This is a genomic window from Bosea sp. OAE506, assembly GCF_040546595.1.
In the GTDB taxonomy this organism is placed as follows: Bacteria; Pseudomonadota; Alphaproteobacteria; order Rhizobiales; family Beijerinckiaceae; genus Allobosea.
In genome coordinates, this window is sequence record NZ_JBEPOB010000001.1 from 2,468,751 (window position 1) to 2,494,334 (window position 25,584).

General features: G+C 68.6%; 21 protein-coding genes. 12 read left to right on the plus strand and 9 right to left on the minus strand.

The genetic code is table 11. The annotated features are described in order from the left end of the window. Nucleotides 1–10: 10 nt before the first annotated feature. The 7 genes from hemN to ABIE41_RS12115 all read left to right on the plus strand — a co-directional run bounded on the left by hemN (nucleotide 11) and on the right by ABIE41_RS12115 (nucleotide 6,598). Nucleotides 11–1,360: an oxygen-independent coproporphyrinogen III oxidase gene (hemN, locus tag ABIE41_RS12085; RefSeq protein WP_192644690.1), complete on the plus strand. Its 1,350-nt coding sequence runs from the start codon at nucleotides 11–13 to the stop codon at nucleotides 1,358–1,360. A gap of 90 nt (nucleotides 1,361–1,450) precedes the next feature. Further along, on the plus strand, nucleotides 1,451–2,170 hold the full coding sequence (locus ABIE41_RS12090; protein WP_192644691.1) for a cupin domain-containing protein: 720 nt from the start codon (nucleotides 1,451–1,453) through the stop codon (nucleotides 2,168–2,170). Continuing rightward, nucleotides 2,170–3,030: a GNAT family N-acetyltransferase gene (locus ABIE41_RS12095; protein WP_192644692.1), complete on the plus strand. Its 861-nt coding sequence runs from the start codon at nucleotides 2,170–2,172 to the stop codon at nucleotides 3,028–3,030. The genes ABIE41_RS12090 and ABIE41_RS12095 overlap by 1 nt, the downstream gene beginning before the upstream one ends. A 10-nt stretch (nucleotides 3,031–3,040) precedes the next feature. Next, nucleotides 3,041–3,967, plus strand: coding sequence for a 2-hydroxyacid dehydrogenase (locus tag ABIE41_RS12100; RefSeq protein WP_192644693.1), 927 nt, complete (start codon nucleotides 3,041–3,043; stop codon nucleotides 3,965–3,967). 164 nt (nucleotides 3,968–4,131) lie between these two features. After that, a complete protein-coding gene (locus tag ABIE41_RS12105; protein WP_210321076.1) occupies nucleotides 4,132–4,566 on the plus strand; it encodes a helix-turn-helix transcriptional regulator in 435 nt (144 codons plus the stop codon). Nucleotides 4,567–4,608: 42 nt separating this feature from the next. Next, nucleotides 4,609–6,003: an aminotransferase class III-fold pyridoxal phosphate-dependent enzyme gene (locus tag ABIE41_RS12110; protein WP_192644694.1), complete on the plus strand. Its 1,395-nt coding sequence runs from the start codon at nucleotides 4,609–4,611 to the stop codon at nucleotides 6,001–6,003. Nucleotides 6,004–6,121: 118 nt separating this feature from the next. Next, a complete protein-coding gene (locus ABIE41_RS12115) occupies nucleotides 6,122–6,598 on the plus strand; it encodes an Lrp/AsnC family transcriptional regulator (RefSeq protein ID WP_210184465.1) in 477 nt (158 codons plus the stop codon). A 22-nt stretch (nucleotides 6,599–6,620) separates the two neighbouring features. Here ABIE41_RS12115 and ABIE41_RS12120 read toward each other — a convergent pair whose 3' ends face one another. After that, on the minus strand, nucleotides 6,621–7,496 hold the full coding sequence (locus ABIE41_RS12120; RefSeq protein WP_210321077.1) for a GNAT family N-acetyltransferase: 876 nt from the start codon (nucleotides 7,494–7,496) through the stop codon (nucleotides 6,621–6,623). Between the two features lie 181 nt (nucleotides 7,497–7,677). On the opposite strand from ABIE41_RS12120, the gene ABIE41_RS12125 reads away from it, so the two are divergent. Then, a complete protein-coding gene (locus ABIE41_RS12125) occupies nucleotides 7,678–8,955 on the plus strand; it encodes an NAD(P)/FAD-dependent oxidoreductase (RefSeq protein WP_192644695.1) in 1,278 nt (425 codons plus the stop codon). 156 nt (nucleotides 8,956–9,111) lie between these two features. Here the strand turns inward: ABIE41_RS12125 and ABIE41_RS12130 are convergent, their stop codons facing one another. From ABIE41_RS12130 to ABIE41_RS12150, 5 genes are all read right to left on the minus strand, one after another. Beyond that, nucleotides 9,112–10,581, minus strand: a complete 1,470-nt coding sequence (locus ABIE41_RS12130; RefSeq protein ID WP_192644696.1) for an aldehyde dehydrogenase family protein — start codon at nucleotides 10,579–10,581, stop codon at nucleotides 9,112–9,114. 4 nt (nucleotides 10,582–10,585) lie between these two features. After that, nucleotides 10,586–11,254, minus strand: a complete 669-nt coding sequence (locus ABIE41_RS12135; protein WP_192644697.1) for a haloacid dehalogenase type II — start codon at nucleotides 11,252–11,254, stop codon at nucleotides 10,586–10,588. 159 nt (nucleotides 11,255–11,413) lie between these two features. Beyond that, entirely contained in the window at nucleotides 11,414–12,736 is a 1,323-nt protein-coding gene (locus tag ABIE41_RS12140; RefSeq protein ID WP_192644698.1) for an NAD(P)/FAD-dependent oxidoreductase, read from the minus strand. A gap of 71 nt (nucleotides 12,737–12,807) precedes the next feature. Further along, nucleotides 12,808–14,151, minus strand: a complete 1,344-nt coding sequence (locus ABIE41_RS12145) for an amidase (RefSeq protein WP_192644699.1) — start codon at nucleotides 14,149–14,151, stop codon at nucleotides 12,808–12,810. Nucleotides 14,152–14,239: 88 nt separating this feature from the next. Next, nucleotides 14,240–15,574 (minus strand): NAD(P)/FAD-dependent oxidoreductase, encoded by a 1,335-nt coding sequence (locus tag ABIE41_RS12150; RefSeq protein WP_192644700.1) that lies wholly within the window; start codon nucleotides 15,572–15,574, stop codon nucleotides 14,240–14,242. 230 nt (nucleotides 15,575–15,804) lie between these two features. On the opposite strand from ABIE41_RS12150, the gene ABIE41_RS12155 reads away from it, so the two are divergent. From ABIE41_RS12155 to ABIE41_RS12170, 4 genes are all read left to right on the plus strand, one after another. Then, on the plus strand, nucleotides 15,805–17,487 hold the full coding sequence (locus tag ABIE41_RS12155; RefSeq protein WP_354192072.1) for a peptide ABC transporter substrate-binding protein: 1,683 nt from the start codon (nucleotides 15,805–15,807) through the stop codon (nucleotides 17,485–17,487). A gap of 51 nt (nucleotides 17,488–17,538) precedes the next feature. Then, nucleotides 17,539–18,495: an ABC transporter permease gene (locus tag ABIE41_RS12160; RefSeq protein ID WP_192644701.1), complete on the plus strand. Its 957-nt coding sequence runs from the start codon at nucleotides 17,539–17,541 to the stop codon at nucleotides 18,493–18,495. 62 nt (nucleotides 18,496–18,557) lie between these two features. Beyond that, complete coding sequence (locus ABIE41_RS12165; RefSeq protein ID WP_354193446.1) at nucleotides 18,558–19,382, plus strand: ABC transporter permease; 825 nt, start codon at nucleotides 18,558–18,560, stop codon at nucleotides 19,380–19,382. A gap of 11 nt (nucleotides 19,383–19,393) precedes the next feature. Next, nucleotides 19,394–20,107, plus strand: coding sequence for an MOSC domain-containing protein (locus tag ABIE41_RS12170; protein WP_192644703.1), 714 nt, complete (start codon nucleotides 19,394–19,396; stop codon nucleotides 20,105–20,107). Nucleotides 20,108–20,244: 137 nt separating this feature from the next. On the opposite strand, the gene ABIE41_RS12175 is transcribed toward ABIE41_RS12170, so the two are convergent. The 3 genes from ABIE41_RS12175 to ABIE41_RS12185 all read right to left on the minus strand — a co-directional run bounded on the left by ABIE41_RS12175 (nucleotide 20,245) and on the right by ABIE41_RS12185 (nucleotide 25,281). Next, a complete protein-coding gene (locus ABIE41_RS12175) occupies nucleotides 20,245–22,227 on the minus strand; it encodes a hydantoinase B/oxoprolinase family protein (protein ID WP_192644704.1) in 1,983 nt (660 codons plus the stop codon). A 2-nt stretch (nucleotides 22,228–22,229) separates the two neighbouring features. Further along, the gene (locus ABIE41_RS12180; protein ID WP_192644705.1) at nucleotides 22,230–24,281 is read right to left on the minus strand and encodes a hydantoinase/oxoprolinase family protein; all 2,052 of its coding nucleotides are present in this window, start codon (nucleotides 24,279–24,281) and stop codon (nucleotides 22,230–22,232) included. Between the two features lie 76 nt (nucleotides 24,282–24,357). Then, nucleotides 24,358–25,281, minus strand: a complete 924-nt coding sequence (locus ABIE41_RS12185; RefSeq protein ID WP_192644706.1) for a LysR family transcriptional regulator — start codon at nucleotides 25,279–25,281, stop codon at nucleotides 24,358–24,360. Nucleotides 25,282–25,584 lie beyond the last annotated feature (303 nt).

The following is a 25,584-nucleotide window of genomic DNA, read 5'->3' on the forward strand; positions in this document are numbered from 1 at the left end:
GGAAGCGGCCGTGCAAGCGCCTGGAACGACCTATCTCGACGAGCGCCTGCCGCGTTACACGAGCTATCCGACGGCGCCGCATTTTGCGGCTGATGTCGACGGCGATTGCTATGGCGACTGGCTTGGGGCGCTTTCGCCGGACACCAAGGGCTCGCTCTATCTGCACATCCCCTTCTGCCGGTCGATGTGCTGGTATTGCGGCTGCCACACCACGGTGGCGCTGCGCGACCCGCCGGTCGGCGCCTATCTGGGCATCCTGCGTCAGGAGATCGAGGCGGTCGCGGCGCGTCTGACGACGCCGCTCGATGTGCGCCATGTCCATTTCGGCGGCGGCACGCCGACGATACTGGCTCCCGACGATTTCGTCGAGCTCGTCGTGCTGCTGCGCCAGCGCTTTGCGCTGCACGCTGAAGCCGAGATCGCCGTCGAGATCGACCCGCGCCATCTCTCACCGGCGATGGTCGAAGCCCTGCGCGAGGCCGGGGTCAACCGCGCCAGCCTCGGCGTGCAGAGCTTCGATCCGGAGGTCCAGCGCGCGATCAACCGCGTCCAGGGCGTCAGGCAGACGGCGGCCGTGATCGCGCAGCTGCGCGAGGCCGGCATCGCCGGGGTCAATCTCGATCTGATCTACGGGCTGCCGCGGCAGAGCACGGCCTCCTGCGTCGAGACGGTCGAGCAATGCCTCGAGATGGAGCCCGACCGGTTCTCGATCTTCGGCTATGCCCATGTGCCGGACTTCAAGAAGCACCAGCAGCGGATCGCGCTGGCGGATCTACCCGATGGCGGGGCGCGGCACGAGCAGGCGGAGGCGATGGCCCAGCGCCTCGTCGATGCCGGCTATGTCCGCATCGGGCTCGATCATTTCGCGCGGCCGCAGGACGAGATGGCGCAGGCGCTCGGCAGCGGGCGGCTGCGGCGCAACTTCCAGGGCTACACCACCGATGGCTGCGAGGCGCTGATCGGGTTCGGCGCTTCCGCGATCGGGCGGCTGCCGCAGGGCTATGTCCAGAACGAGGTCGTCACCGGCCGCTATGCCGAGCGTATCCGCGAGGGCGGGCTGGCAACGGTGCGTGGCTACCGGCTCAGCGACGACGACCGGCTGCGGGCGGATCTGATCGAGCGGCTGATGTGCGACCTTTCGGTCGATGTCGAGGCGGTTTGCGCGCGCCATGGCGCCGATCCGGAGGAGCTGGCGCCGTCGCTCGCTCGGCTTGCGCCGCTGGTTCAGGACGGGATGGTGCAGCGAGAGGGCGCGCAAATCCGGATGCAGGAGCGGGCGCGACTCATGGTGCGCAAGGTCGCCTCGGCCTTCGACGCGCATATCGACCAGCCGGCGCGGCGCTACAGCCGCGCCGTGTAAGGCAGGATCGAAAAGATAGTGCAATCCCGCGAGCCCGGATTGCCTTAGCGGCTGGACGCTCCGAAACGACAGCGACGGACCGCCCCGCCCATGACGACTCCCGCCCTCGTGATGCTCCACCGCGCAACGTCCGCGCCGCCCGCCACCACCTCGGGTCAGGGGCTCGGCCCGGCCGACCCCTTCGCCGCGGGCCGCGAGATGACCTGGCGGTCGGAAGCCGCGGCTGCCGGTCGAGGCGCCTTCGCCGGCGCCGTCGAGATCGCCGCCTTTCCGCATACGGAGACGCTCGTGGTGCTTGCCGGCGCACTGACGCTGTCGGTCGATGGCGGGCCTGCGCTTACCGTTGGGCCTCATACGGCGGTGGTGATCGGGCGCGGCACAAAGCTTCGGATCGAGGCGGCGCCGGGCACCTTTTTCAGCTTCTATGCGCAGACGGCAGGCACCAGCGCGATGCCGGGTGCCACGCTGATCGCCCGTGATCTGGCGCTGTCGCCCTCGACGCCGCCGGCCCCGGAGGTCCTGCTCGGCCCGTCGCCGCAATGCCGCAGCCACAATGTCTTCACCGACGAGGCCGTACAGCTGCGCTCAGGCCTGTGGGATTCGACGCCCTATGCCCGGATTTCGCGTCCGCATCGCCTGTCCGAGCTGATGCACATCATCGAGGGTTCGGTCGATCTCACCATGGGCGACGGCACCGTCGTCACCGTGGCGACGGGCGAGACCGTCTTCGTGCCGCAGGGCGCGCCCTGCGCCTGGACCAGCCGCGTCCATGTCGCGAAGTACTACGTCGTTCAGGAGAACGTCGGCTGATGGGCGACACGCTGATCCGGGACGCGGCCATGCTGCGCGACATCGCGCCGGCCGACGCCGCGTCCTGCGCCGGTCTCGCCCGCGCGGTCGGCTGGCCGCACCGCGCCGAAGACTGGGAGATGGCGATCGGACTCGGCCATGGCGTGGTCGCGACGCTGGGCGAAGAGGTCGTGGCGACCGCGCTCTGGTGGCCCTATGGCGCGTATCACGCGACGCTGGGCATGATCATCGTCTCGCCGGAGCATCAGGGGGCCGGGCTCGGCCGGCGGCTGATGCAGGCCCTTCTCTCGCAGACCGAGGGGCGTTCGCTGCTGCTGAACGCCACCGTTGCCGGCCAGCCGCTCTACGAGAAGCTCGGCTTCGTCCTCTGTGGCGCCATCCGCCAGTATCAGGGCCAGGCCGGCGCCATCGCGGGCCCGGTGCTCGCCGAGGGCACGACGCTGCGCCCGGCTACGCTGGCCGATCTGCCGGTGCTGGACAAGCTCGACGAAGCGGCCACCGGCCTGCCGCGCGGGCCGCTGCTGCGCGCGGTTTTGAGTGAAGGCGAGGGCACGGTGCTGATGCGCGGCGGCGAGGCTGCGGGCTTCAGCATGATGCGCCGCTTTGGGCGCGGCCTCGTGATCGGGCCCGTGGTGGCTGCGGATCTTGCGGATGCGCAGGCGTTGCTGGCGCATGGTTTGCAGGCGCGGCAGGGGCAGTTCGTGCGGGTGGATATCGAGGACGGTTCGCCGCTCGTCGATCTGCTGACCGGGGCCGGTCTCAAGCCGGTCGATCGCGTCAACAGCATGGTTCGCGGCACATTGCCGACGCCGACGGGCTCGCTCCGCCGCTACACGCTCGCCAGCCAGGCGCTGGGCTGAAGGGAAGACGATGGCACTGCTCTACAAGTCGGATCCGGTCCGCGGCGCCGAATGGGCGAAGATCCTCGCGGAGAAGGCGCCGGAGCTCTCCTTCCGGATCTGGCCCGATATCGGCGACCCCACGGAGATCCGCTATTTCGTCGCCTGGATGCCGCCGGACGATCTCGCCGAGCGCTTTCCCAATCTCGAACTGCTGATGTCCTCGGGGGCCGGCGTCGATCATCTCGATCTGTCGAAGCTGCCGCCGGACCTGCCGGTGGCGCGCATGATCGAGACCGGCATCGTCGACGGCATGGTCGAATACGTCTCGATGGCCGTGCTCAGCCTGCATCGCGACCTGATCGATTATGTCGGCCAGCAGCGCGCCGAGATCTGGCAGCAGATTCGCGTGCGCCCCGCTTCGACCCGGCGGGTCGGGGTGCTCGGGCTCGGCATGCTCGGCGAGGCCTGCTGCCGGATGCTGCGCACGCTCGGCTTCCAGGTCGCGGGGTGGAGCCGCTCCGGCCGCGACATCGAGGGCGTGACCTGTTTTGCGGGCACGGAGAGCCTGCCGGATTTCCTGGGCCGGACCGATATCCTCGTCTGCCTGCTGCCGCTGACGGAGGAGACGCGCGGCATGCTCGGCGCCGCGCTCTTCGCGCAACTGCCGAAGGGCGCGCGGCTGGTCAATGTCGGCCGGGGCGGGCATCTCGACCAGGAGGCGCTGCTGTCGGCGCTCGACAGCGGCCAGATCTCGGCCGCGGTGCTCGACGTCTGCACGCCCGAGCCGCTGACACCCGGCCACCGGCTCTGGAGCCATCCGCGCGTGCTGCTGACTCCGCATATCGCCAGCATGACCCAGCCGGAGACCGCCGTGGACCTCGTGCTGGAAAACCTGCGCCGCCACAAGGCAGGCGAACCGCTCCTGGGGGCGGTCGACCGACAGCGCGGCTACTGAGGCCTTCAGCCGCCTTCCCAAAGGCAAAGCACGATCTGCTGCGCGGGGCGGCGAAATGGGCAGGTCGTGTCGCGAGCGGCGCCGAAGGCCGTGCCGAAGCCTCACAAGGCCGTTCTAACCTCTTCGCAGGATGGTTGATCCATCCGCGGAGGTCGAAGAGGTCCATGCACGAGCCAGCCCCGGTCGAGCCCGCCCTGCACGAGAGCGGGATGACGATGTCCGCGCTGCCCGCCAGCCACGGGATCCGGCGCGCGCTCGGTCATATCGAACGCCATTTCACCGATGCGATCTATCTCGAGGACCTCGCGGCGCTGGCGGGCCTGAGCGTCTGCCGCTTCGTGACGGTGTTCCGCCGCCAGGTCGGGCTGACGCCGCACCGCTACATCTGCCATCGCCGGATCGGCTATGCGAAGCGGCTGCTGCGCGACGGCGTGCCGATGGCGCAGGCGGCGTCCGAGGCCGGGTTCTTCGACCAGAGCCATTTCTCGCGCCATTTCAAGAATATCTGCGGCATCACGCCCGGGCGCTATCTGCGCGAGATGGGCGGCATGCCGCGCCGGCGAGCCGGGGCCGAAGCCTCGCTCCAGAGCGCCGCCTGAACTTCACGAAGCCACCACCGATCTGCGCCGCAGGAGCCCGCCATGTCCGTCAATTCGCTCGAAGCGCTCGACCGCCTCCATTGGGTCCACCCGGTCGCCAACTGGGCCGGGCATGAGAAGCGCGGCGTCACCATCATGAAGTCGGCCAAGGGCGCCTTCATCACGGATTCGGAAGGGCATGAGCTGATCGACGGCTTCGCCGGGCTGTGGTGCGTCAATGTCGGCTACGGGCATGAGAGCATCGTCGAGGCCGCCGCTGCGCAGATGCGCGAGCTGCCCTATGCCACAGGCTATTTCTCGTTCGGCAGCGAACCCGCGATCCGGCTGGCCGCCAAGCTCGCCGAACTCCTGCCCGGAGACCTCAACCACATCTATTTCTCGCTCGGCGGCTCGGATGCCATCGACGGGGCGCTGCGGCTGATCCAGTTCTACTACAACGTCACCGGCCGGCCGACGAAGAAGGCGATCCTTTCGCTGGAGCGCGGCTATCACGGCTCGAGCTCGACCGGGGCCGGCGTCACCGCGCTGCCGGCCTTCCATGCGAATTTCGATTTCCCGGCGCATGTCCGGCACTATGTCGCCGCGCCTTACGCCTATCGCAATCCGACCGGCTCCGACGACGCCTCGGTGATCGTGGCCAGCGTCGCCTCGCTGCGGGCCAAGGTCGCGGAGCTGGGTGCTGAGAATGTCGCCGCCTTCTTCTGCGAGCCGGTGGTCGGCTCGGGTGGCGTCATCGTGCCGCCGAAGGGCTGGCTCAAGGCGATGCGCGACACGGCTGCCGAACTCGATATCCTGTTCCTCGCCGACGAGGTCATCACCGGCTTCGGCCGGACGGGGCCGATGTTCGCCTGCGAGGGGGAGGGCGTCGTGCCCGATCTGATGACGATGGCCAAGGGGCTGACCTCGGGCTACGCGCCGCTGGGCGCGCTGGCGATCGGCGAGAAAATCTACCGCGGCATCAAGGACAATGCGCCTGAGGGCGGCCCCATCGGTCATGGCCAGACCTATTCCGGCCATCCGGTCTCGGCGGCCGTCGCGCTCGAAGTGCTCCGGCTCTATGACGAGGGCGGCATCCTCGCCAATGGCCAGCGCGTCGGCGCCTATTTCGAGAAGAAGCTCGCCACCCTGGCCGATCATCCGCTGGTCGGCGAGGTGCGGGCGCGCGGCCTGCTCGCCGGCATCGAACTCGTCGCCGACAAGGCGAGCAAGGACAAGCTGCCGCGCAGCATCAAGCTGGCCGACCATCTCTTCGCCCGCGGCTATGCCAATGGCGTGATCTTCCGCGCCTTCGCCGACGACATCATCGGGCTTGCGCCACCGCTCTGCTGCAGCGAGAGCGAGATCGACCTGATCGTCTCGCGCCTGCGCCAGACGCTCGACGACATGCTCGATCTGCCCGAGGTGCAGGCGGCCATGGCGCCCGCTAAGGCGGCCTGAGGCGGCGCGATCCTTGCTTTGCCCGGAGGCGCCGACGGTCTAGGTTGACGCGACGGCGGCGTCTCCGTGAGGGGCTGCGCGCCGGGGTTGGGGTGAGGCTTTCGTCGTGACACCGGGTGTGCGGCTCGACCGCATCGACATGAAGATCCTGATCGAGCTGCAGAACAACAGCCGGATCACCAACGTCAATCTGGCCGATGCGGTCGGCCTTTCGCCGAGTCCCTGCCTGCTGCGCGTCAAGCGGCTGGAGCAGGCGGGGTTCATCTCCGGCTATGGCGCGACGATCAACCTGCAGAAGCTCGGCGAGACGATCACCGTCTTCACCGAGGTGACTCTGGCCGACCATACCAAGGAGTATTTCATCCGCTTCGAGACGGCCCTGCGCCGGGTCGACGAAGTGGTGGAGTGCCACATGGTGAGCGGCGGCTACGACTATCTCGTCAAGTTCGTCACGCGCGGGCTGACGCATTACCAGTCGCTGATCGAGACCCTGCTCGACCGCAACATCGGCATCTCCAAGTATTTCAGCTACGTCGTGATCAAGTCGCCGATCCAGAAGCCGGGTTACCCGCTGCCGGTGTTGTTCGACGTTTGAGCAATGCGGGTCCCTGCTGGGCTTATCCGAGCGCCTGGTTGACCAGCCCGAAGATGCGCGCAGGACCGGTGGGGCCGTGGCTGCGGCCGCGGATCATCGGGGTGACCGTGTCGAAGATCGTCAGGCCGCAGGATTCGAGGAAAGCGCCGAAGGCGCCCTGTTCCTGCGCGGTATCGACGCGCAGGAATTCGCCCTGATGGGCCTCGACATGCGGCGTGAGCAGAGCGATCGCCATCTCGTCATCCTCAGCCACGATGGGCCCGACGACATGGCCCCGGCCGAAGGGGCGGCATAGCGCAAAGCCGACGACCGCGCCGTCACGCTCCAGCAGCGTGCCCACCGAGGTCGAGAGCAGGGCAGCGAGTGCGGTGCGGCGATCGGCGCCATAAGCGCTCGCGTCGAGGGCGGCGAGCGCGTCGAGATCGGCCGGGACGACCGGGCGCAGGCCGGGCGGGGCGGCGAACGGGGCAGGGGCCGGCAGCGTCTTGCCCTGATGCTGGAAGACTCGGCCGATCGGCTCGAATCCGAGCGAGCGGTAGAGCCTGTAGCCGGCCTTGGTGGAGTTGAGGCGCAAATCGCGCGTACCCGACTGCGCGAAAATCATGTCCATCAGTTCGCGGCCGGCGCCCTGCGCCTGCAGTCGCGGCGAGGTGATAACCATGCCCACCGTCGCGAAGCTCTCGCCGAAGGGCCACCACATCGCCGAGCCGAGCGCCCGGCCGATCGCGTCGCAGGCGACGATGCCGTGGCCGAGCCCGATGACGAGCCGCCAATCCTCGGGGCGATGCGGCCAGCCGACGCCGATCGAGAGTTGATGCAGCTGGTCGAGATCGGATTCCGCCATCGGCCTGATGGCGATCTCGTAGCCAAGCCGGCGCTTTGCCGTTTTGTAAGCCAAGGCCTGTGCCTCACGGGAAGTCACCGATCATAGGGCCGCGGAGGCTGCTCGGGAATAGCATAATTCATACAATACAGCAGGTTAGGGTCGTGCAAGCTGCGTGTTCCCCGCCCGGCGCGGCTGCCTCGCGCCTGCGCGCGAGCGCTGGCCGGGCCCTGCTCCCGATCGAGGCCGATTCACGATGAAGCTCGAACCCTATTGGCTGGCCTCCGCGCCGCGCTTCACGTCCGGTTCGACGGAACCCGTCGAGGGGCAGGTCGACGTCGCGGTGATCGGCGGTGGCTTCACCGGGCTGTCGGCGGCCCGCAGCCTCGCGAAGGCCGGTGCGCGCGTCGCCGTGCTGGAAGCCGGGCGCGTCGTCGGCGAGGCGTCGGGTCGCAATGGCGGCCATTGCAACAACGGCCTGGCGCATGACCTTGCAGGGCTGGCGGCGCAGATCGGCATCGAGCGGGCGAGCGCGCTTTACCGCGTCTTCGACGATGGCGTCGATACGGTCGAGTCTCTCGTCAAGGAGGAGGCGATCGACTGCGACTTCATCCGCACCGGCAAGATCAAGCTCGCGGCCAAGCCGGGGCATTTTGCCAAGCTGCAGAAGACCGCCGAGCTGCTCAAGGCCACGGTGGAGCCCGATCTCGAGGTGGTGGCGCCAGGCGACGTGCAGCGCGAGATCGGATCCTCGGGTTTCCATGGCGGGCTCGTCTTGCCGCGCAGTGCCCATATGCATATGGGCCGCTTCGGCGTCGGTCTGGCGGAGGCCGCGGCACGCGCCGGTGCCCATATCCATGAAGGCGCCGCGGTGACGGGGCTGCAGCGCATCGCTGGGCAGGCGCACCGCGTCGTGACGACGCGCGGAACGATCGAAGCCAAGCAGGTGCTGCTCGCGACCGGCGCCTCGCGCCAGGGGCCTTTCGCCTGGTTGCGCCGCCGGATCGTGCCCGTCGGCAGCTTCATCATCGCGACCGAGCCGCTCTCGGACAATCTCGCGGCCTCGATCATGCCGACGCGCCGCACGGCGACGACGACGATGAACATCGGCAACTACTTCCGCCTGACGCCCGACAACCGCCTGATCTTCGGTGGGCGAGCCCGGTTCGCCCTGTCGAGCCCGGCATCGGACGCCAAGAGCGGTGGTATCCTGAAGGCGCGGATGCTGGAGCTGTTCCCGCAGCTCGCGCAGACGCGGATCGATTATTGCTGGGGCGGCCTCGTCGACATGACCGCCGACCGGCTGCCGCGCGCCGGCGAGCGCGATGGCGTGTTCTACGCCACCGGCTATAGCGGCCACGGCACGCAGATGTCGGTGCATATGGGGAAGATCATGGCCCGGGTGATGGGCGGCGATGCGGCGGCCAACCCGCTTGCCGGGCTCGACTGGCCGGTGGTTCCCGGCCATTTCGGCCCGCCTTGGTTCCTGCCCTTCGTCGGGATGTATTACAAATATCAGGACTGGCGGCACTGAGGCGATCCTGCCGACTCTCAGCCCTCATCCTGAGGAGCGGGCGAAAGCCCGCGTCTCGAAGGATGTTTCAGGAGGCTTGCGGACCCTCTGGACCATCCTTCGAGACGCCGCTGCGCGGCTCCTCAGGATGAGGTCCGCAGAAGCTTGAACGGTGGCTCACCCGCCGATGTCGATTAGCACCGTCTTGTGGCGCAGATTGGCCTCCACCGCCTGGCGGCCGAGGTCCTTGCCGATGCCGGAGCTCTTGTAGCCGCCCGTCGGCAGGATGAAATCGAGCGTGCGGCTGTAGCGGTTGATCCAGACGGTGCCGGCCTTGAGCGCCCGCATCGCGCGCAGGCCGCGGCCGAGATCGGCGGTGTAGACGCCGGCCGCGAGCCCGTATTCGGGGTGGTCGGCGAGGCTCAGCCCCTCCGCCTCGTCGTCGAAGGGCTGGATCGTCAGCACCGGGCCGAAGATCTCCTCGCGCACGGCCGCCGTCTGCGCCGTCACGCCGGCGAGCAGGGTCGGCTGGTAGAAGGCGCCGCCAAACCCCTCGATGCGCGCCCCGCCGAGCAGGCATTCCGCACCCTGCAGGCGGCTGCGTTCGAGAATGTCATCGATGCGCCTGGCCTGCGTCTCCGAGATGATCGGCGCGTAGCCCGTCGCGGCCTTCCAGGTCGGGCCGGGCGTGACCGTGGCGAGCCGCGCCTGCAGCCGCGCCACCAGTTCGGCCGTCACGGAACGCTGGACGATCAGCCGCGAGCCGGCGACGCAGGCTTGGCCGGCATTGGCGAGCAGGGAGCCCGCGATGCAGGCGGCAGCCTTGTCCAGATCGGCATCGGCGAATACGAGCTGCGGGCTCTTGCCGCCGAGTTCGAGTGTCACCGGCTTGATGCCGCTTTCGGCGGCCGCCTTCATTACGGCGATGCCGGTTCGCGTCGAGCCGGTGAAGGAGAGCTTGGCAAGGCCGGGATGGCGCGACAGCGCATCGCCGGTGACGATACCGTTGCCTTGGACGACATTGAAGATGCCGGCGGGGATGCCGGCTTCGACGGCGAGTTCCGCCAGCCGCACGGTCGAAAACGGCGTCAGCTCCGAGGGCTTTAGCACGATGGCGTTGCCCGCCGCGAGCGCCGGGCCGACCTTCCAGGAGGCCATGCTGAGCGGGAAGTTCCAGGGCGTGATCGCGCCGACGACGCCATAGGGCTCCGAGACGATCAGCCCGAGATGGTCCTGGCGGGTGGCAGCGACCTCGCCGCCGAGCTTGTCGGCCCATTCCGAGAAGAAGCGGATGCCCTCGGCGACGCTGGCGACGTCCCCCGTGACGGCCTGCGCGATCGGCCGGGTCGAGCCGACAGCCTCGAGCCGTCCGAGTTCGACCGCGCGCTCCTCGATCAGGTCGGCCCAGCGGCGCAGGACGCGGGCGCGTTCGCGCGGCGGCTGCGTCGCCCAGCCGCTGGCCGCGACCGCCTTCGTCGCATTGGTCACGGCGCGGTCGACGATGTCGGCGCCGGCAATCGGCAGATCGGCGTAAGTCGCGCCGTCCGAGGGCCGGGCGACGGCGATCCGCTCGCCCGCCTGGACGACCTCGCCGCCGATATAGTGGCCGGTCGAAAAGGCGACCGAATCCGGCGCGAAATCGGTCATCGACTCAGAGCCCGACGAGGCCGGGCAGGCCGCCGATGTCCTTGATTTCGTTGTAGCCGTAATAGGGATTGGGCGGCTCATGGCCGCGATTGACGAAGACGCGCTGGCGGATCTTCATGTCATGGGCCGTCATCAGGTCGTAGCGGAAGCTGGACGAGCAGTGCATCACGTCCTGCGGCCCGCAGCCGAGCTGGTCGAACATGTATTCGAAAGCCTGCATGCGGGGCTTGTAGGCCTGGGCCTCCTGCGCCGTGTAGGCGGCATGGAAGGGCGCGCCGAGCCGGGCGACCGAATGCGGGATCAGGTCCGTCATCGAGTTCGAGAGGATGACAAGGGGGATTTCCTTGGCGACCTTGGCGAGGCCGGCCGGCACGTCGGGATGGGGACCCCAGCCCGGGATCTCGTCGATGATTTTTTGCGCATCGGCCGGGTCATAGGCGAAGCCGTGGAGCTTGCAGGTGCGCGCGACGGCGTTGCGCACGACGTCCTGATAGGGCTTCCAGGGGCCCAGCACCTCGTCGAGGCGATAGCTGCTGAAGTCCTCGACGAAGGCGTCCATCTGCGCAGGCGACAGGCGCGCCCCGTAGACCCGGCGTGCCGCGGGACCCATCTCGAAATAGATCAGGGTGCCGTAGCAGTCGAAGGTGATGAATTTCGGCCGCCAGGTGGTCATGGTCCGCGCTCGCTCTGTCGAAGGGGCGGACATCGCCGCCGATGAGCCGAGACTAGCGGCAGGTGGCAGGGTCGGGCGCGGATTTGCGGGCGGGCCGCCCAAGATTCTGCCGATCACTCCGGCATCGGCAGCATGGATTGCCACGCCGCCGGTGGCGCCTCAGAACTCGCCGACCTCGCCCTGCGACCCGTCGAGGAGGCGGGCATGGCGGAAGGGGCGGGGGTCGACGATCGGGGTGTCGCCGGTGGCGAGGTCGGCGGCGAGATGGCCCGCGCCGGGGCCCAGCCCGAAGCCGTGGCCGCTGAGGCCGGCGGCCAGGACGAGGCCTTTCAAACCTACGGTCGGCGAGATCACCGGCACGGCATCGGGCGTCGAGTCGATGTAAGCACCCCAGCTTTCCCGCACCGCGACGCTGCGCAGAGCCGGAACCAAGGCATGGGCGCGCTCCAGCAGTGTCGTGATGGCCTTGCGGCTGGGAGCCGGGTCGAGGGTGCGGATGCGCTCGAAGGGCGTCTCCTGGTCCAGCGTCCAGCTGCCCAGCGCCTCCGGCCCGCTGAAGAAGGAGGAGCCGATGCCGAACTCCACCGCCTTCAGACGCTTGACGAACATCGGCATGAATTGGCGGGCGAAGCGGATGCCCTGCGGGGTCAGCTCGAGCGTGCCCTTCCCGCTGATCGCGATGGTGTAGCTGCCGTCGAGCCGGCGCGTCAGGGCGATCTCCGGGGTGTAGAAGGCTTCCAGCCAGGCGGGTGCAACTTCGGTCCGCAGGCTGGTGACGCGGACGCTCGCCTGCGGGAAGACGACGCCGTGATGGCGGCAGAAGCCCGAGGCCCAGGCGCCGCCGGCCAGGATGACCGACTGGGTGCGGATCGTGCCCTTCTCGGTCACGACGCCGGTGACGGTGCCGTTGGTCACGTCGAGCCCGCGCGCGGCGCAGCCCTGGTGGATCGTCGCGCCATGCTTGCGGGCGCCCAGAGCCAGAACCGGCGCAGCCAGGGCCGGTTCGGCCTTGCCGTCTGTGGTGGAATGCACGCCGCCGAGCCAGTTGCGTCCCGTGCCCGCCGTCATGGCGGAGGCTTCCGGCCCCGTCAGCATCCGCGTTTCGACGCCGAACTCCTTGGCCGTCTCCCGCCAGCGCTCCCATTGCGCGATCTGCGCGGGATCGTTGCTGGCATAGACCAGCCCGCAGCGGCGGAAGCCCGGATCCTCGCCGATCTCGCTGGCGAAGCTGTCCCACAGCTCCATGGAGCGCATGGCCAGCGGCAATTCGCGGGCATCGCGGTTCTGCTGCCGGCACCAGCCCCAGTTGCGGCTGGATTGCTCGCCGCCGACGACGCCCTTCTCGACGAGCGCCACCGAGCGGCCGCGCCTGGCCAGGAAATAGGCCGCGGCCGCACCGACGATGCCGCCGCCGATGATCACGACATCGGCCTGCGCGGGCAGGGCGGCGTCGCTGGCAATAGGCTTGATCGTGGGGCTCATGGCGTCTCTCCGGCAGATCCTGGCCGGACCTCTAGCGGCGTTCCGCGCGCCTGCCTTGGATCATTTTCGCATCAGGCGGCCAAAGCCACCTCGACACTGGCTGCGACCGCAAAAAGCGACGCGTCGCCACCGGTCTCGCCCATCAGCATCAGGCCGACGGGAGCCTCGCCGGGGCGGTTGCAGGGCAGGCTGATGGCGCAGCGGTCGAGGAAGTTGCCGAGGCTCGGATTGCGCAGCAGAAGCGCGTTCAGGCGGTAGTATTCGGCATCCTCGGCCAGTTCTGCGATCCGCGGGGGGACGATCGGGCAGGTCGGCATCAGCAGCGCGTCGAAGGGTGCTGTCAGCGCGTCCATCGCCGCGACGATGCGACGGCGTGCCGCGGTCAGGGCAACGTAATCGGCGGCCGTCATCATCGCACCGGCCTCGATACGGCTGCGCACGCGCTGATCGTAGAGATCGCCCTTTGCGGCCAGCAGATCGCGATGCCAGTTATAGGATTCCGGGCCGGTGAAGCCGCCGCGGCTCATCGCGGGTGCGATGTCGAGAAGCGGCGAGAACGGGACCTCCGTGATCCGGGCGCCCTGCGCCGCCAGCGTCGCGACCGCCCGCTCGAAGGCGGCGGCGACGGCTGCGTCCATGCCGTCGCGCATGATCTCGCGGGGAATCGCCAGGCGCAGGCCCGCGAGCGGGCGGGGCGTAGGCAGGGCCGGGACCTCTCCGGCGAGGATCGCATCGACGATCGCGCAGCAGGATACGCTGGCGCCGAGCGGCCCGAGCGAATCGAGGCTGCCCGAGAGGGGCACGACACCGTCGAGCGGCACGCGGCGGGCGGTCGGCTTGTAGCCGACGATGCCGCAGAGCGCGGCGGGGATGCGGCAGGAGCCACCGGTGTCGCTGCCGAGCGCGACGACCGCCATGCCGTCCGCTACGGCCACCGCCGAGCCGGAGGAGGAACCGCCGGGGATGCGGGCAGAGGCGCGGTCCCAGGGGCTGAGCGGCGTGCCGTAATGCGGGTTGGCGCCGATGCCGGAATAGGCGAATTCGGTCATGTTGGTGCGGCCGACGGGAATGAAGCCCGCCGCCAGCATGCGCGCGATCGTCGGGGCATGGGTTTGTGCCGGGGGAGCGTCGGCAAGCGCGCGCGAGCCTGCCGTCGTGACCTCGCCTGCGACATCGAACAGATCCTTCACCGCGAAGGGGATGCCGGCATAGGGCGATGGCGCGCGCCCTGCCTTGCGCAGGGCGTCATGGGCATCGGCGCAGGCACGCGCTGCGTCTGCCGCAACGGCGACAAAGGCACGGGCGCCTTCACCCGAAGGATCGGCGATCGCCGCCAGAGACTCCTCGACCAGGGCGCGCGCCGTGATGGCGCCGCTCGCGAGGGCATCGGCGCAGCCTTGCACGGTCCGCAGCATGATCGTCTCTCCTGATGCAGTCAGGCGTCCGGCTTATCGCTGCGCGCGAGCGAAATCCATGCCGCGCCGACGGTCGTCGCCGCCCCGCTCACATCAGCCCGGGTTCGCCGAGATCGGAGCCGTCGACGAGGCGGCTGTAGCGGTAGGGGTGGGGATCGACGATCGGGGCGTCGCCGGCGATGAGGTCGGCGGCGAGCTTGCCCGCGGACGGGCCGACGCCGAAGCCATGGCCGCTGTAGCCGGCCGAGACGTAGAGGCCGGGCAGCTTGTCGATCGGGGAGATCACCGGCACCCAGTCGGGCGTGAAGTCGATCAGCCCGCCATATTTCTGCACGATCTTCAAATCGGCGAGCTGCGGATAGATCTCGGCGATGCGCTTGAGCGCAAAGCTGATCAGCTTCTCCTGCGGCGGCGGATCGAAAGTGCGCATCCGCTCGAAGGGGGAGACGCTGTCGTTGCTCCAGCGCATCAGCGCCTCGGGGCCGGCGAAGAAGCTCTTGTCCGCCGTGATCGTCAGGAGCTTGTGGCGCTTCTTGAAGGTCCGCCAGAAGGGCTTGGCGTACATCATGCCCTGCGGGCTCAGCCGCAGCAGGCCGCGCCCGCTGATGCCGATGGTGTAGCCGCCGTCGAGCCGGCGCCGGAAGGTGACGTCCGGCGTCGAGATGCCGCCCGTCGTGATGTCGGGGCCGGAGATCGGCGCGGTGAAGAAGGAGGTCGACTGGACGCCCGCCATCGGCATGTCGATGCCGTGATGGCGGCAGAACATCGAGGTCCAGACGCCGCCGGCGACGAGCACGCTGCTGGTCTTGATCGTGCCCTTCTCGGTGACGACGGCCGAAACCTTGCCGGCCGAGGTTTCGAGGCCCCGCGCCGCGCAATCCTGGTGGATGGTGACGCCGAGCTTGCGCGCGGCCTGCGCGAAGGCCGGCACGGCCAGCGACGGCTCGGCCTTTCCGTCACTGGGGGAATGCACGCCGCCGATCCAGTTCTCGGTCGAGCCCGGCGACATCTCCTTCGCCTCGGCGGCGGAGAGCACGCGGCTGTGCATCTGCATCTCGCGCGCTTTGTCGATCCAGCCCGACCAGGCATCGAGATCGGACCGTTTGGTCGTGACATAGACGAGGCCGGTGTGACGGAAGCCGGTCTCGGCGCCGAGCTCCTCGTTCATGCCCTTCCACATTTCGAGCGCGCGCTGGGCGAGGGGGAGCTCTCGCAGGTCCCGGTTCTGCTGGCGGCACCAGCCCCAGTTCCGGCTCGACTGCTCGCCCGCAACATAGCCCTTCTCGACCACGGCGACGGAGTGGCCCTTCTTCGCGAGATTATAGGCGGCGGTGATGCCGGCGACGCCGCCGCCGATGACCACGACGTCGGCGGAAGGAGGCAGCGTCTCGTCGCTGTGGATGCGGGTGACCGGGGGCGACATGGCAGCGGCGATCCTTCGGCAGAAACCGGAAACGGGCCTCGATAGCACCGCATCCCGACAGAAGCCTATGCCAAAGGCGTGCCGGCAAACGGCATAATCTGTGCACCTGCCGCAGACGATCGGCGTTGGATGTCGTGGCCGCCGCACTAGCCTGAAGGGAAGGCGGGCAAGCCGCCGCCGTGATGACCTGCCACAGAAGCAGGCGCGTCACTCATAACGAGGGGTTCACCATGACCAAGATCGCCGACGGCCACATCCTGCCCATGCCTGCCATCCACCGGCGCGACCTGCTCGCGCTCGGCGCCGGCGGCCTTCTCGCCGCCTCGGGCCTGGGCAGCGCCCGCGCCCAGACCAAGGCCGCCCCGCCCCCGCCGTCCAAGCCCACCGGCCAGGTCGTCGTCGGCCTGTCGCAGGAGCCGACCGCCTTCAACCCGCTGATGCCGGGCATCGAGGTCGACGAGACCGTCTGGATGCAGATCTTCAACACGCTCTGGGTGGCCGATCCCAAGGGCAACCTGATCCCCGACCTCGCGGTCGAGATCCCCAGCGAGACGAATGGCGGCATCTCCGATGGCGGCCTGGCCTGGAAGGTGAAGCTGCGCGAAGGCGTGACCTGGCATGACGGCACGCCCTTCACCGCCGAAGACGTCAAATACACGCTCGAACTGATCGTCGCGCCGGGCTTCAAGAGCCGCACGCGCGTCGGCCATGCTTTCGTCAGGGACATCAAGGTCACCGGGCCGCTGGAGATCTCCTGGCGGATGGAGAAGGCTTATGCGCCCTATCTGGCGCTGCTCTCCAACACCTATATCGTGCCCAAGCACCTGCTCGAGAAGGCGGCGGACCCGAACACGGCCCCCTATAACGCCGCTCCCGTCGGCACCGGCCCGTTCAAATGGGGCACGCGCACGCCCGGCGACAACATCCAGCTCGTCGCCAACGAGAAGTTCCACGGCAAGGGCCCCTATCTGGAGCGCGCCGTCCTCAAATACGTGCCCGACCAGACCGCGCTCTACGCGCAGTTCCGCACGGGCCAGGTCGACCTCATCATCGGCACCGGCATCCCGGCGAATTTCTATGCCGAGGCGGTCAAGCTGCCGGGCCGGAAGGTCGTCAAGGTGCCGAGCGCCTCGCTCGAGATCCTGATGCCGAACCTCGAGCACCCGGTGCTGAAGGACAAGGCGGTGCGCAAGGCGCTCTACGCCTCGATCAACAAGCAGGCGATCATCGACATCATCTATTACGGCCTGCACATCCCGACCGAATCCTTCGCGCCGCAGGATTCCTGGGCCTATAATCCGGGCCTGCCGAAGCAGACCTACGACCTCGCGCTGGCCAACAAGATCCTCGACGATGCCGGCTGGAAGCGCTCCGGTTCGGGCACCCGGATGAAGGACGGCGTGCCGCTGACCTTCGCCGTGTCGACCACGACGGGCGCGGCGCTGCGCGAGCAGACCCAGCAGCTGATGATGCAGGACTGGGCGCAGATCGGCGTCAAGATGACGATCAACAACATGCCGGCGGCGGTGATCTGGGGCGATTTCTACACCCGCTCCAAGTTCGACTCGCTCGTCGTCGGCACGGCGTTCCGGACCGTAATCGACCCGGATCCGGCTCATCGCTTCGGCTCGGATGCGATCCCCGCCAAGTCCGGCAACGGCGCCAACCAGATGCAGTGGCAGAATGCCGAGGCCGACGCGCTGATGAAGGAGGGCCAGACCACCTTCGACCAGGCGAAGCGCAAGGCGATCTATTTCAAGCTGCAGGAACTCGTCCGCGAGGAGCTGCCGATCCTGCCGATCTACCAGTACGCTCCGGTCGAGGGCTACAAGGAAGGCCTGATCGGCTTCGAGCCCAACGTCAACGCCCGCCAGAACACCTGGAACATGGGCAGCTGGTACTGGGCGCGCTGAGGCCATGACGCGCACCCGCCCGGTACCACGCACCGCGAAGCCGAGCGCGCCATGAGCGGCTTTCTTCTGCAGAGACTGATGCAGGCCATCCTGCTGCTGCTCATCGTCTCGATGATCGGCTTCGCGATCCTGCATCTGGCCCCGGGCGGGCCGCTGTCGCAATTCGCGGCCGGCGGCGAGATGAACCAGGAGGATCTCGACCGCATCATCGAGCAACTCGGCCTGAACCGGCCGATGCCGGTGCAATATGCCGAGTGGCTCTGGCGGATGCTGAAGGGCGACTGGGGCCTCTCCTATCGCGACCAGCAGCCCGTCCTGCACATCATCGCCGGCCATCTCGGGCCGACGCTGGAGCTGATGCTAACCTCGACGCTGCTCGCCATGGTGATCGGCGCGTGGATCGGCATCATCGGCGCGGTGAAGCGCTATTCGCTCTTCGACGGCATCGCGACGATCGGCACCATGATCGCGCTCTCGATCCCGACCTTCTGGTTCGGGCTCGTGGTGATCTATGTCTTCTCGGTCGGTCTCGGCTGGCTGCCTTCGGGCAACCGCTTCACCATCGGCGACGGCTCCTTCCTGAATCGGCTGCACCATCTGATCGGGCCCTGCATCGTGCTGGCGCTGGTCTCGACCGCGGTCTGGAGCCGCTACATGCGCTCCTCGATGCTGGACGTGATCAACCAGGATTTCGTCCGCACCGCCCGCGCCAAGGGCGTGCCGGAGCGGCGCATCCTGATGACGCATGTACTGCGCAACGCGCTGCTGCCGATGATCACCATCACCGGCCTGCATGTGCCCTCGCTGCTCTCGGGCGCGCTCGTCACCGAGACGGTGTTCACCTGGCCGGGGATGGGGCGCCTCTTCCTCGATTCGATCAGCTATCGCGACTACCCCGTCGTGATGGGCATCCTGATGTTCACGGCCGTGATGGTCCTGCTCGGCAGCCTGCTCGCCGACCTGCTCTACGGCGTCGCCGATCCCCGCATCGCCAGGAGCGGCCGATGAGCCTCGATCCGACTATCGACGCTCTTCCCGCCCGCGCGGAGGGCTTCTGGAACGGCCGCGGCATGCGCCGCTTCCGGCGCCACAAGCTGGCGGTGTTCGGTGCCGTGACGATCATCCTGATGACGCTCGCCTGCGTCTTCGGGCCGATGCTGCTGCCCTACAGCGACACCTTCATCGACATCCGGCAGCGTTTCGCGCCGCCCTTCTCGGGGCCCCACATCCTCGGCACCGACCCGCTCGGGCGCGACATTCTCGCCCGGCTGCTGATGGCGGGCCGGATCTCGCTGGCCGTCGGGTTCTGCGCGATGGTGCTGGCGATGGGCATCGGCATCGCGGTGGGCGTCGCCGCGGGCTTTTATGAAGGCGTGATCGGCGCGGCGCTGATGCGCTTCGTCGATGCGATGCTGTGCTTCCCCTCGATCTTCCTGCTGCTGGCGATCTCGGCGCTGATCTCGCCTTCGGTCCCGTCGATCGTGATCCTGATCGCGATGACCTCCTGGATGGAGGTGGCGCGCGTCGTGGAAGCCCAGATCCGCTCGCTGCGGACCCGGGAATTCGCGCAGGCCGCGGTGGCCATGGGCTCGAGCAATCTGCGCATCATGATGCGCGAACTGCTGCCCAATGCGATCGCGCCGATCGTGGTTGCGGCCACGCTCAACGTCGCCCATGCGATCCTGGCCGAAAGCTACATCTCGTTCCTCGGCTACGGCATCCAGCCGCCGACGCCGAGCTGGGGCAACATGCTGGAGAACGCGCAGAGCTACCTGACGAGCGCGCCCTGGCTCGCCATCATCCCCGGCGCCACGATCACGCTGGCGGTGACGAGCTTCAACTTCGTCGGCGACGGCCTGCGCGATGCGCTCGACCCGCGCATGGACTTGCCGTGACGGGGATTGCCGTGACGGGACCGGTTACGGCGCTCTGGCGCTATCCGGTCAGTTCGATGGGCGGGGAGCGGCTGGAGCGGGCGCCGATCGGCCCGTCGGGCATCGCCGGCGATCGCATCTGGGGTGTGCTCGACGCACAGACGGGGCGGATCGCCTCGCCGGGCCGCGAGAAGCACTTCATCCAGGTGCCGCGCGGCCATGCGCGCTACACCGGCGAGGGTGTCGCGATCTCTGCCGATGGCGAGAGCTGGGCGGCCCCTGAAGACCCCGCGACCATTGAGGCGCTGTCGGCGATCTTCGGGTTCCGGCCGCTGCTGAAGCGCTTCGATCCCGTTCGCGGCGAGGGCTTCCGGCCGCGCTACGAGCATGCGCCGCTGCACATCGTCACCACCGCGGCGATGCGCAGCCTTCAGCGCGAGCATCCCGACAGTGTCATCGACGAACGCCGCTTCCGCCCCAGTCTCGTCGTCGACTGGCCGGACGACGTGGACCCGATGCCCGAGCGGGGCTGGCTCGGTCGCGAGATCCGCATCGGGGACGTCGTGCTGAAGGGGCGCGAGCCCTGCGGGCGCTGCGGCTTCATCACCCTCGAACAGGAGGGGTTGCCGCTCGATGTCGAGCTGTTGCGGACCGTGGTGCGGCGCTACGAGCGCAATTTCGGGATCTATTGCGACGTGATGGTGCCCGGCGAGATGCGCGTGGGAGACCTTGTCGGGATTTCCTAGCCAGCGCGTCGCGTCCCGGGCGACTGGAGGGAGACCCGGGACCCATCCCTGAACCTATCCGGCAACGCTCCGGAATGGATCCCGGCTCTTCGCTACGCTTCGGCCGGGATGACCGTGACGCTCAGGCGGGGCGTCCCTCATTCTGCCGCCTGCAGGACCGCCGGCACCTGCGGATAGTCGCGCCGCACGGCGGTGAAGGCTGCGGCGACGTCTCCGCCATTCTTGGAGTCGCGCATCGCGGAGAAGAGCTTGGTCTTGACGAAAAAGCGCCAATGGACCGGCAGGGCCGCCAGCAGCCGCGTCAGGGCGTCGTAGTTGCGCGCTGTCCAGAGGCGCTCGAAGGCGTCGCGCTCCGGGCCGAAATGGAAATGGCTCGTGTGGACATCCTTGCGTAGGGTCGCGCGCAGGGCCGCCGTCGCCTCGGCATCGACGGTGCCCTCCCTGATCACAACGCCGTAGCGCGCCTTTGCCGCTGCCACGCCGACATAGCCGCGCTCGACATCGAGCCGCACCCGCTCCGGCTCGCGATCCAGCGGCGAACCGCGCCCGCCGCCGCCCGGCGAATGGATGTGGATGACGTCGCCCGGCTCGGCGATGGCGATGTCGGTGTTGCCGAGGATGCGCTCGCCGGCCGCGCCAGGGTTGATGATGAAGTTCGAGGTCTCGGCGCTAAGCCCGCCGAGCGTGCCCCAGGGGCGGAAGATCGAGCGGTCGCGGTTGCGCACGGTGATGCGCGAGTTCGGCGCGAAGACCTTGAACTCCATCACGGTGGCGAGCCCGCCGCGCCAGCGGCCCGGGCCGCCCGAATCCGGCAGCAGGCCGTACCGCGTGAACTGGATCGGCACCTCGGTCTCGGTGATCTCGATCGGCGTGTTCTTGAGATAGGCGGCATCCGCGCCCGAGCCGTTGGTGCCGTCGCGATGGGGCATGCCGCCGCCGCCGCCGACGACCGGGTTGATCGCTGCGATGACACTGCGATGCGTGCGCTCGTCAGTGGTCATGACATTGACGATCGAACTCGAGCCCGCCGGCGCGGCGGGCATGCGCTCGGGCACCGCGAGGCTGAAGGCGCCGAAGACCAGGCTGCGCAGCCTTGCGCAGGTCAGGCTGCGCATGCCGACGGCCGCCGGGAAGGTCGGGTTCAGCACCGTGCCCTCGGGCGCGATGCAGGTGAAGGGCCGGGTCAGGCCGGAGTTGAGCAAGATCTGCGGGTTCAGCGTGTAGAGGACATAGTAGACGCCGACGAGCAGCAGGGTATGGCGCGGGTCCGAGCCGGTGGGCACGTTGAGCGAGGAGCCGAGCTGCGGGTCCGAGCCGGTGAAGTCGAGGATCGCCTCGTCGCCCTTGATGGTCAGCGTCAACTTCAGGCGGCAGGGATTGCCGTCGACGCCGTCCTCGTCGGCATAGTCGGCGAAGACGTATTCGCCGTCGGGCATCGCGCGCAGGATGTCGCGGGCCTGATGCTCGGCATAGTCCATCAGCCCGTCGAGGCCGTCCATGAAGCCCTTGGCGCCGAACTTCCTGACCATCGCCAGGATCTTGCGCTCGCCGGTGTTGAGCGCGCCAGCGAGCGCCTTCAGGTCGCCCATGTTGAGCGCGGGCTTGCGGACGTTCATCGTCATGATCCGCAGGATGGTCTCGTCGAAGGCGCCGTCGCGCATCAGCGTCATCGGCGGAAAGCGGATGCCCTCCTGGTGGATCTCCGTCAGCGAGCGGGAGAGCGAGGCCGGCACCGCGCCGCCCATGTCGGTGTTGTGGACATGGCCGCCGACGAAGCAGACGATCTCGCCCTCGTGGAAGATCGGCTTCCACAGATGCGTGTCCGGCGCATGGGTGGCGAGGTAGCCGCTATAGGGGTCGTTGGTGAAGGCGATGTCGCCGGGCCGGTATTCGTCGACGAGGTCGATCGCCCGGTTGTAGTTCATGCCGGGATACCAGGTCGCGCCCAGATCCATTGGCACGGCGACGACGCGGCCGGTCCTGTCCATCATCATCACGGTGAAGTCCTCGGTCTCCTTGACGAAGGTCGAATGGGCCGTCCGGTAGAGCGTGTAGGCCATGTTCTCGGCCGCCGCCCGGCAGTGGTTCGCCAGAACCTGCAAGGTGATCTTGTCGACCATGATCAGGCCTCGCTGCGCAGGATGAGGTGGAGGTTGAGGCGGGCATCGACCTCGGCGTCGAAGCCTTCGGGGATGCAGATCGTCGTGTCCTGCTGGGCGACGACCGCCGGCCCCGAAAAGCGGTGGCCGTTGCGCAGGGCATCGCGGTGATGGAGATCGACCTCGCGGGTGGCGCCGTCGAGCCAGACCTCGATCCGGCACGCCGGCGTCGCCAACGCCGCCGGCTGGTCCGCCGCCGGGGCGGGCCGGGGACGCGGCGTCGCGCCGCTGACGACGAGGCGCAGATTGACGATCTGCGCCTCGGCACCGACGTCGTTGAAATCGTAGATGGCGAGATGCTGGGTGTGGAAGGCGGCCGTCATGGCGGCGAGGTCACCGTCGCGCAGCCAGGTTTCATCCAGCGGCACCTCGATCTCGAAGGACTGGCCGTGATAGCGCATGTCGGCGCTCAAGGCTTCGACCACCCTCCCGTCGAAGCCCTGATCCTGCCGGATCCAGGCCAGCCCGTCCGCCTTCAGCCTCGCCAGCGCCTCGCGCAGCAGCGGCAGCGCATCCGGCACGGCGGCGGCGAAGACGGTCTGGATGAAGTCGCCCTTCACATCGGCGATGAGCCCGCCGAGCGCGCTGACGACGCCCGGCCGGTGCGGCACCAGCACGCGGGGGATGCCGAGTTCGCGCGCCAGGAAGCAGCCCAGCATCGGGCCGGCGCCGCCGAAGGGCATCAGCGTGAAGTCGCGCAGATCGACGCCATAGCGCGCGACGAGCTTGTTGACCTCGACGAACATTTCGGAGACCGCAACCGCGATGACCGCCTCGGCGGTGGCCTGGGGCGTCTGGTCGAGGCGCCCCGCCAAGTCCCCGATCACCGCGTCGGCCCGGGCGCGGTCCATGCCGATTTGGTCGTAGGCGAGGGGGGTGTGGCCGAGGAAGCCGCTGGCCGCCATCGCGTCGGTGACGGTGGCGCGCGTGCCGCCGCGGCCATAGCAGGCGGGGCCGGGCGTCGAGCCGGCGCTCTCGGGGCCGACCTTGAGCACGCCGAAGTCATCCGCCCAGGCGATCGAGCCGCCGCCGCTGCCGATCGAGGTCACGGAGACGCTCGGGAGGAAGAGCGGGAAGTCACCGACGACCTCGCCGGTGCCGAATTGCGGCTGACCATCGATGATGAGCGCGAGGTCGGCGCTGGTGCCGCCGATGTCGAGCGTCAGCACGTTGCCGACGCCGGCCTGCTCGGCCAGCCAGGCTGCGCCGATGACTCCCGACGCCGTGCCCGAGAGCAGCATGTTGACGCAGGCGCGCTTGCCCGTCGGGGCGTTCATGATGCCGCCGTTCGACTTGGTCAGCATGGGGGCTGCCGGCACGCCGCGCGAGGCGAGCGCCGCCTCCAGCGCGGTCAGGTAGCCTGCGACGCGGGGATGGACATAGCCGTTCAGGATTGCCGTCGTCGTGCGCTCATATTCGCGGATCACCGGCCAGACCTCGCTGGTGGTGAAGACGAAGAGTTCGGGCGCCAGCTCCGCGATCAGCGCCTTCGCCTGCGCCTCATGGGCGCCGTTGCGATAGGCATGGAGGAAGGAGACGATGACGCCGTCGACGCCCTTGGCGCGGATCGCGGTGACCGCCGCAGCGAGACCGTCGGTGTCGAGCGGCTCGGCGATCTCGCCGCTGGCGAGCTGGCGCTGGCGGACACCGTGGATGCGGTCACGCGGGATCAGCTGCTCGGGCCTGGCGCAGAACAGCGAGTACATCTCGGGCATGCGCAGGCGGGCGAGCTCGATGACGTCCTCGAAGCCCGCCGTCGTGATTAGCGCGAGCCGGCTGCCCTTGCGCTGGATGATGGTGTTGATGCCGACCGTGGTGCCGTGGACGAAGGAGACGACCTCTCCGGGGGCGATGCCATGGCGCCCCTGCAGCAGGTGCAACCCGTCGAGCAGTTCCTTCCCCGGCTCGTCGGGCGTGGTCAGGACCTTGATGGTCTCGACGCGGTCAGTGCCGGTCTCGAGGGCACAGAAGTCGATGAAGGTGCCGCCGATGTCGACGCCGATACGCCAGCTCATGATCCGCCTGTCCATGGAGTACGCCGCCATCTCGGGTCGCGCACGTCTCGCCGTCCAAGAGCAAGGCCACCCGGCTTCATAAGGCGGGCTTATGATCGGGGCTGGACGCCGCCACGAGGCCGAGATCGCGGCAGGCGGTGCGCAGATGGGCGCGCAGCAGATCATGGCTTCGCGAGAGCGGCCGGCGCGCGCTGGTCAGCAGGCACAGCGGCAGCGAGACCTCCGGCAGGAAGGGCCGGGTCACGAGGCCGGGAAAGCTGTGCCAGGGCAGGAGACCGTCCACCACCGCCACCCCGAGCCCCTGCTGGACGAAGGCAAGTCCGATGATCGAGACGTCGATCTCCATTTCCGGCTGGAAAACCAGCCCCTCGCGGCCGAACGTCTCGCGCAGCAAGCGCCCCTGCAGGGAGGTGGCGCGGTAGGAGATCAGAGTCTGGTCTTCCAGATCGGCGGCGGCGATCGACGTCTTCTCCGCCAGCGCATGGCCGGCGGGCAGGACGCAGACCATCCGCGTCCGCCCGATGATCTCGGTGTCGATCCCCGCCATCGGTTCGTCGGTCATGGCGATGCCGAGCCCGGCCTGGCCGTCGTCGAGCATGCGCATGATGATCTCGGCCGGCACGACATAGGACAGCACCCGCAGGGCGGGGTGGGCGCTGCGGAAATGGCGCAGCGCCTCCGGCACGACCGAAAGAGAGGGGGGCGCCGAGGCGGCGAGCCGGACGATGCCAGCCTTGCCGTGGCGCAGGTCGCGGGCGCGGTGGCGCAGGGCCTCGAGGTCGCCGAACAGGCGCTCGACCTCGGGGTAGAGGTCCTCGGCCTCCGGTGTCGGGATCAGGCGGCCCTTGACGCGCTGGAACAGCTTGAAGCCGAGCTCGTCCTCGGTGTGGAGCAGGATCTGGCTGAGGGCCGGCTGCGAGACGTTCAGCGCCTCTGCGGCGCTGGTGAGCGTTCCGCAGCGCATCACCATCCGGAAGACTTCGATCTGACGGGCACGCATCCGCTTCACTCCTGCCCGGTGTCGCGGGCGTGGCAACTCCACAGGTGGATTCGCCGCGGCGCAAGGGGGCGGTACGCGGGGCTCTAGGCCCTGACCCGACTTCTGAACGAACCGTTAAGCCCTATCGGGAGGCGGTGTGCGCTTTGCCTATAAATTCAGCACGATCTGCCGCCGTGCATACAATGGGGCGCGGGTCAGGTCGGGCTGAAGCGGCGATCGGCTCGAAGTCCCTGAAATCGCAGGCCGTCCGAATTGGCACGCTCCCTGCTAGCAAAACGGCATGTTCCGTTCCTTCACCCGCCT

Excerpts from the sequence above, each read along its gene's own strand:
- ABIE41_RS12090 (WP_192644691.1), top strand. The coding sequence starts at position 1,451 with ATGACGACTCCCGCCCTCGTGATGCTCCACCGCGCAACGTCCGCGCCG.
- ABIE41_RS12095 (WP_192644692.1), top strand. The coding sequence starts at position 2,170 with ATGGGCGACACGCTGATCCGGGACGCGGCCATGCTGCGCGACATCGCG.
- ABIE41_RS12100 (WP_192644693.1), top strand. The coding sequence starts at position 3,041 with ATGGCACTGCTCTACAAGTCGGATCCGGTCCGCGGCGCCGAATGGGCG.
- ABIE41_RS12105 (WP_210321076.1), top strand. The coding sequence starts at position 4,132 with ATGCACGAGCCAGCCCCGGTCGAGCCCGCCCTGCACGAGAGCGGGATG.
- ABIE41_RS12110 (WP_192644694.1), top strand. The coding sequence starts at position 4,609 with ATGTCCGTCAATTCGCTCGAAGCGCTCGACCGCCTCCATTGGGTCCAC.
- ABIE41_RS12125 (WP_192644695.1), top strand. The coding sequence starts at position 7,678 with ATGAAGCTCGAACCCTATTGGCTGGCCTCCGCGCCGCGCTTCACGTCC.
- ABIE41_RS12130 (WP_192644696.1), bottom strand. The coding sequence starts at position 10,581 with ATGACCGATTTCGCGCCGGATTCGGTCGCCTTTTCGACCGGCCACTAT.
- ABIE41_RS12135 (WP_192644697.1), bottom strand. The coding sequence starts at position 11,254 with ATGACCACCTGGCGGCCGAAATTCATCACCTTCGACTGCTACGGCACC.
- ABIE41_RS12140 (WP_192644698.1), bottom strand. The coding sequence starts at position 12,736 with ATGAGCCCCACGATCAAGCCTATTGCCAGCGACGCCGCCCTGCCCGCG.
- ABIE41_RS12145 (WP_192644699.1), bottom strand. The coding sequence starts at position 14,151 with ATGCTGCGGACCGTGCAAGGCTGCGCCGATGCCCTCGCGAGCGGCGCC.
- ABIE41_RS12150 (WP_192644700.1), bottom strand. The coding sequence starts at position 15,574 with ATGTCGCCCCCGGTCACCCGCATCCACAGCGACGAGACGCTGCCTCCT.
- ABIE41_RS12155 (WP_354192072.1), top strand. The coding sequence starts at position 15,805 with ATGACCAAGATCGCCGACGGCCACATCCTGCCCATGCCTGCCATCCAC.
- ABIE41_RS12160 (WP_192644701.1), top strand. The coding sequence starts at position 17,539 with ATGAGCGGCTTTCTTCTGCAGAGACTGATGCAGGCCATCCTGCTGCTG.
- ABIE41_RS12165 (WP_354193446.1), top strand. The coding sequence starts at position 18,558 with ATGCGCCGCTTCCGGCGCCACAAGCTGGCGGTGTTCGGTGCCGTGACG.
- ABIE41_RS12175 (WP_192644704.1), bottom strand. The coding sequence starts at position 22,227 with ATGGTCGACAAGATCACCTTGCAGGTTCTGGCGAACCACTGCCGGGCG.
- ABIE41_RS12180 (WP_192644705.1), bottom strand. The coding sequence starts at position 24,281 with ATGAGCTGGCGTATCGGCGTCGACATCGGCGGCACCTTCATCGACTTC.
- ABIE41_RS12185 (WP_192644706.1), bottom strand. The coding sequence starts at position 25,281 with ATGCGTGCCCGTCAGATCGAAGTCTTCCGGATGGTGATGCGCTGCGGA.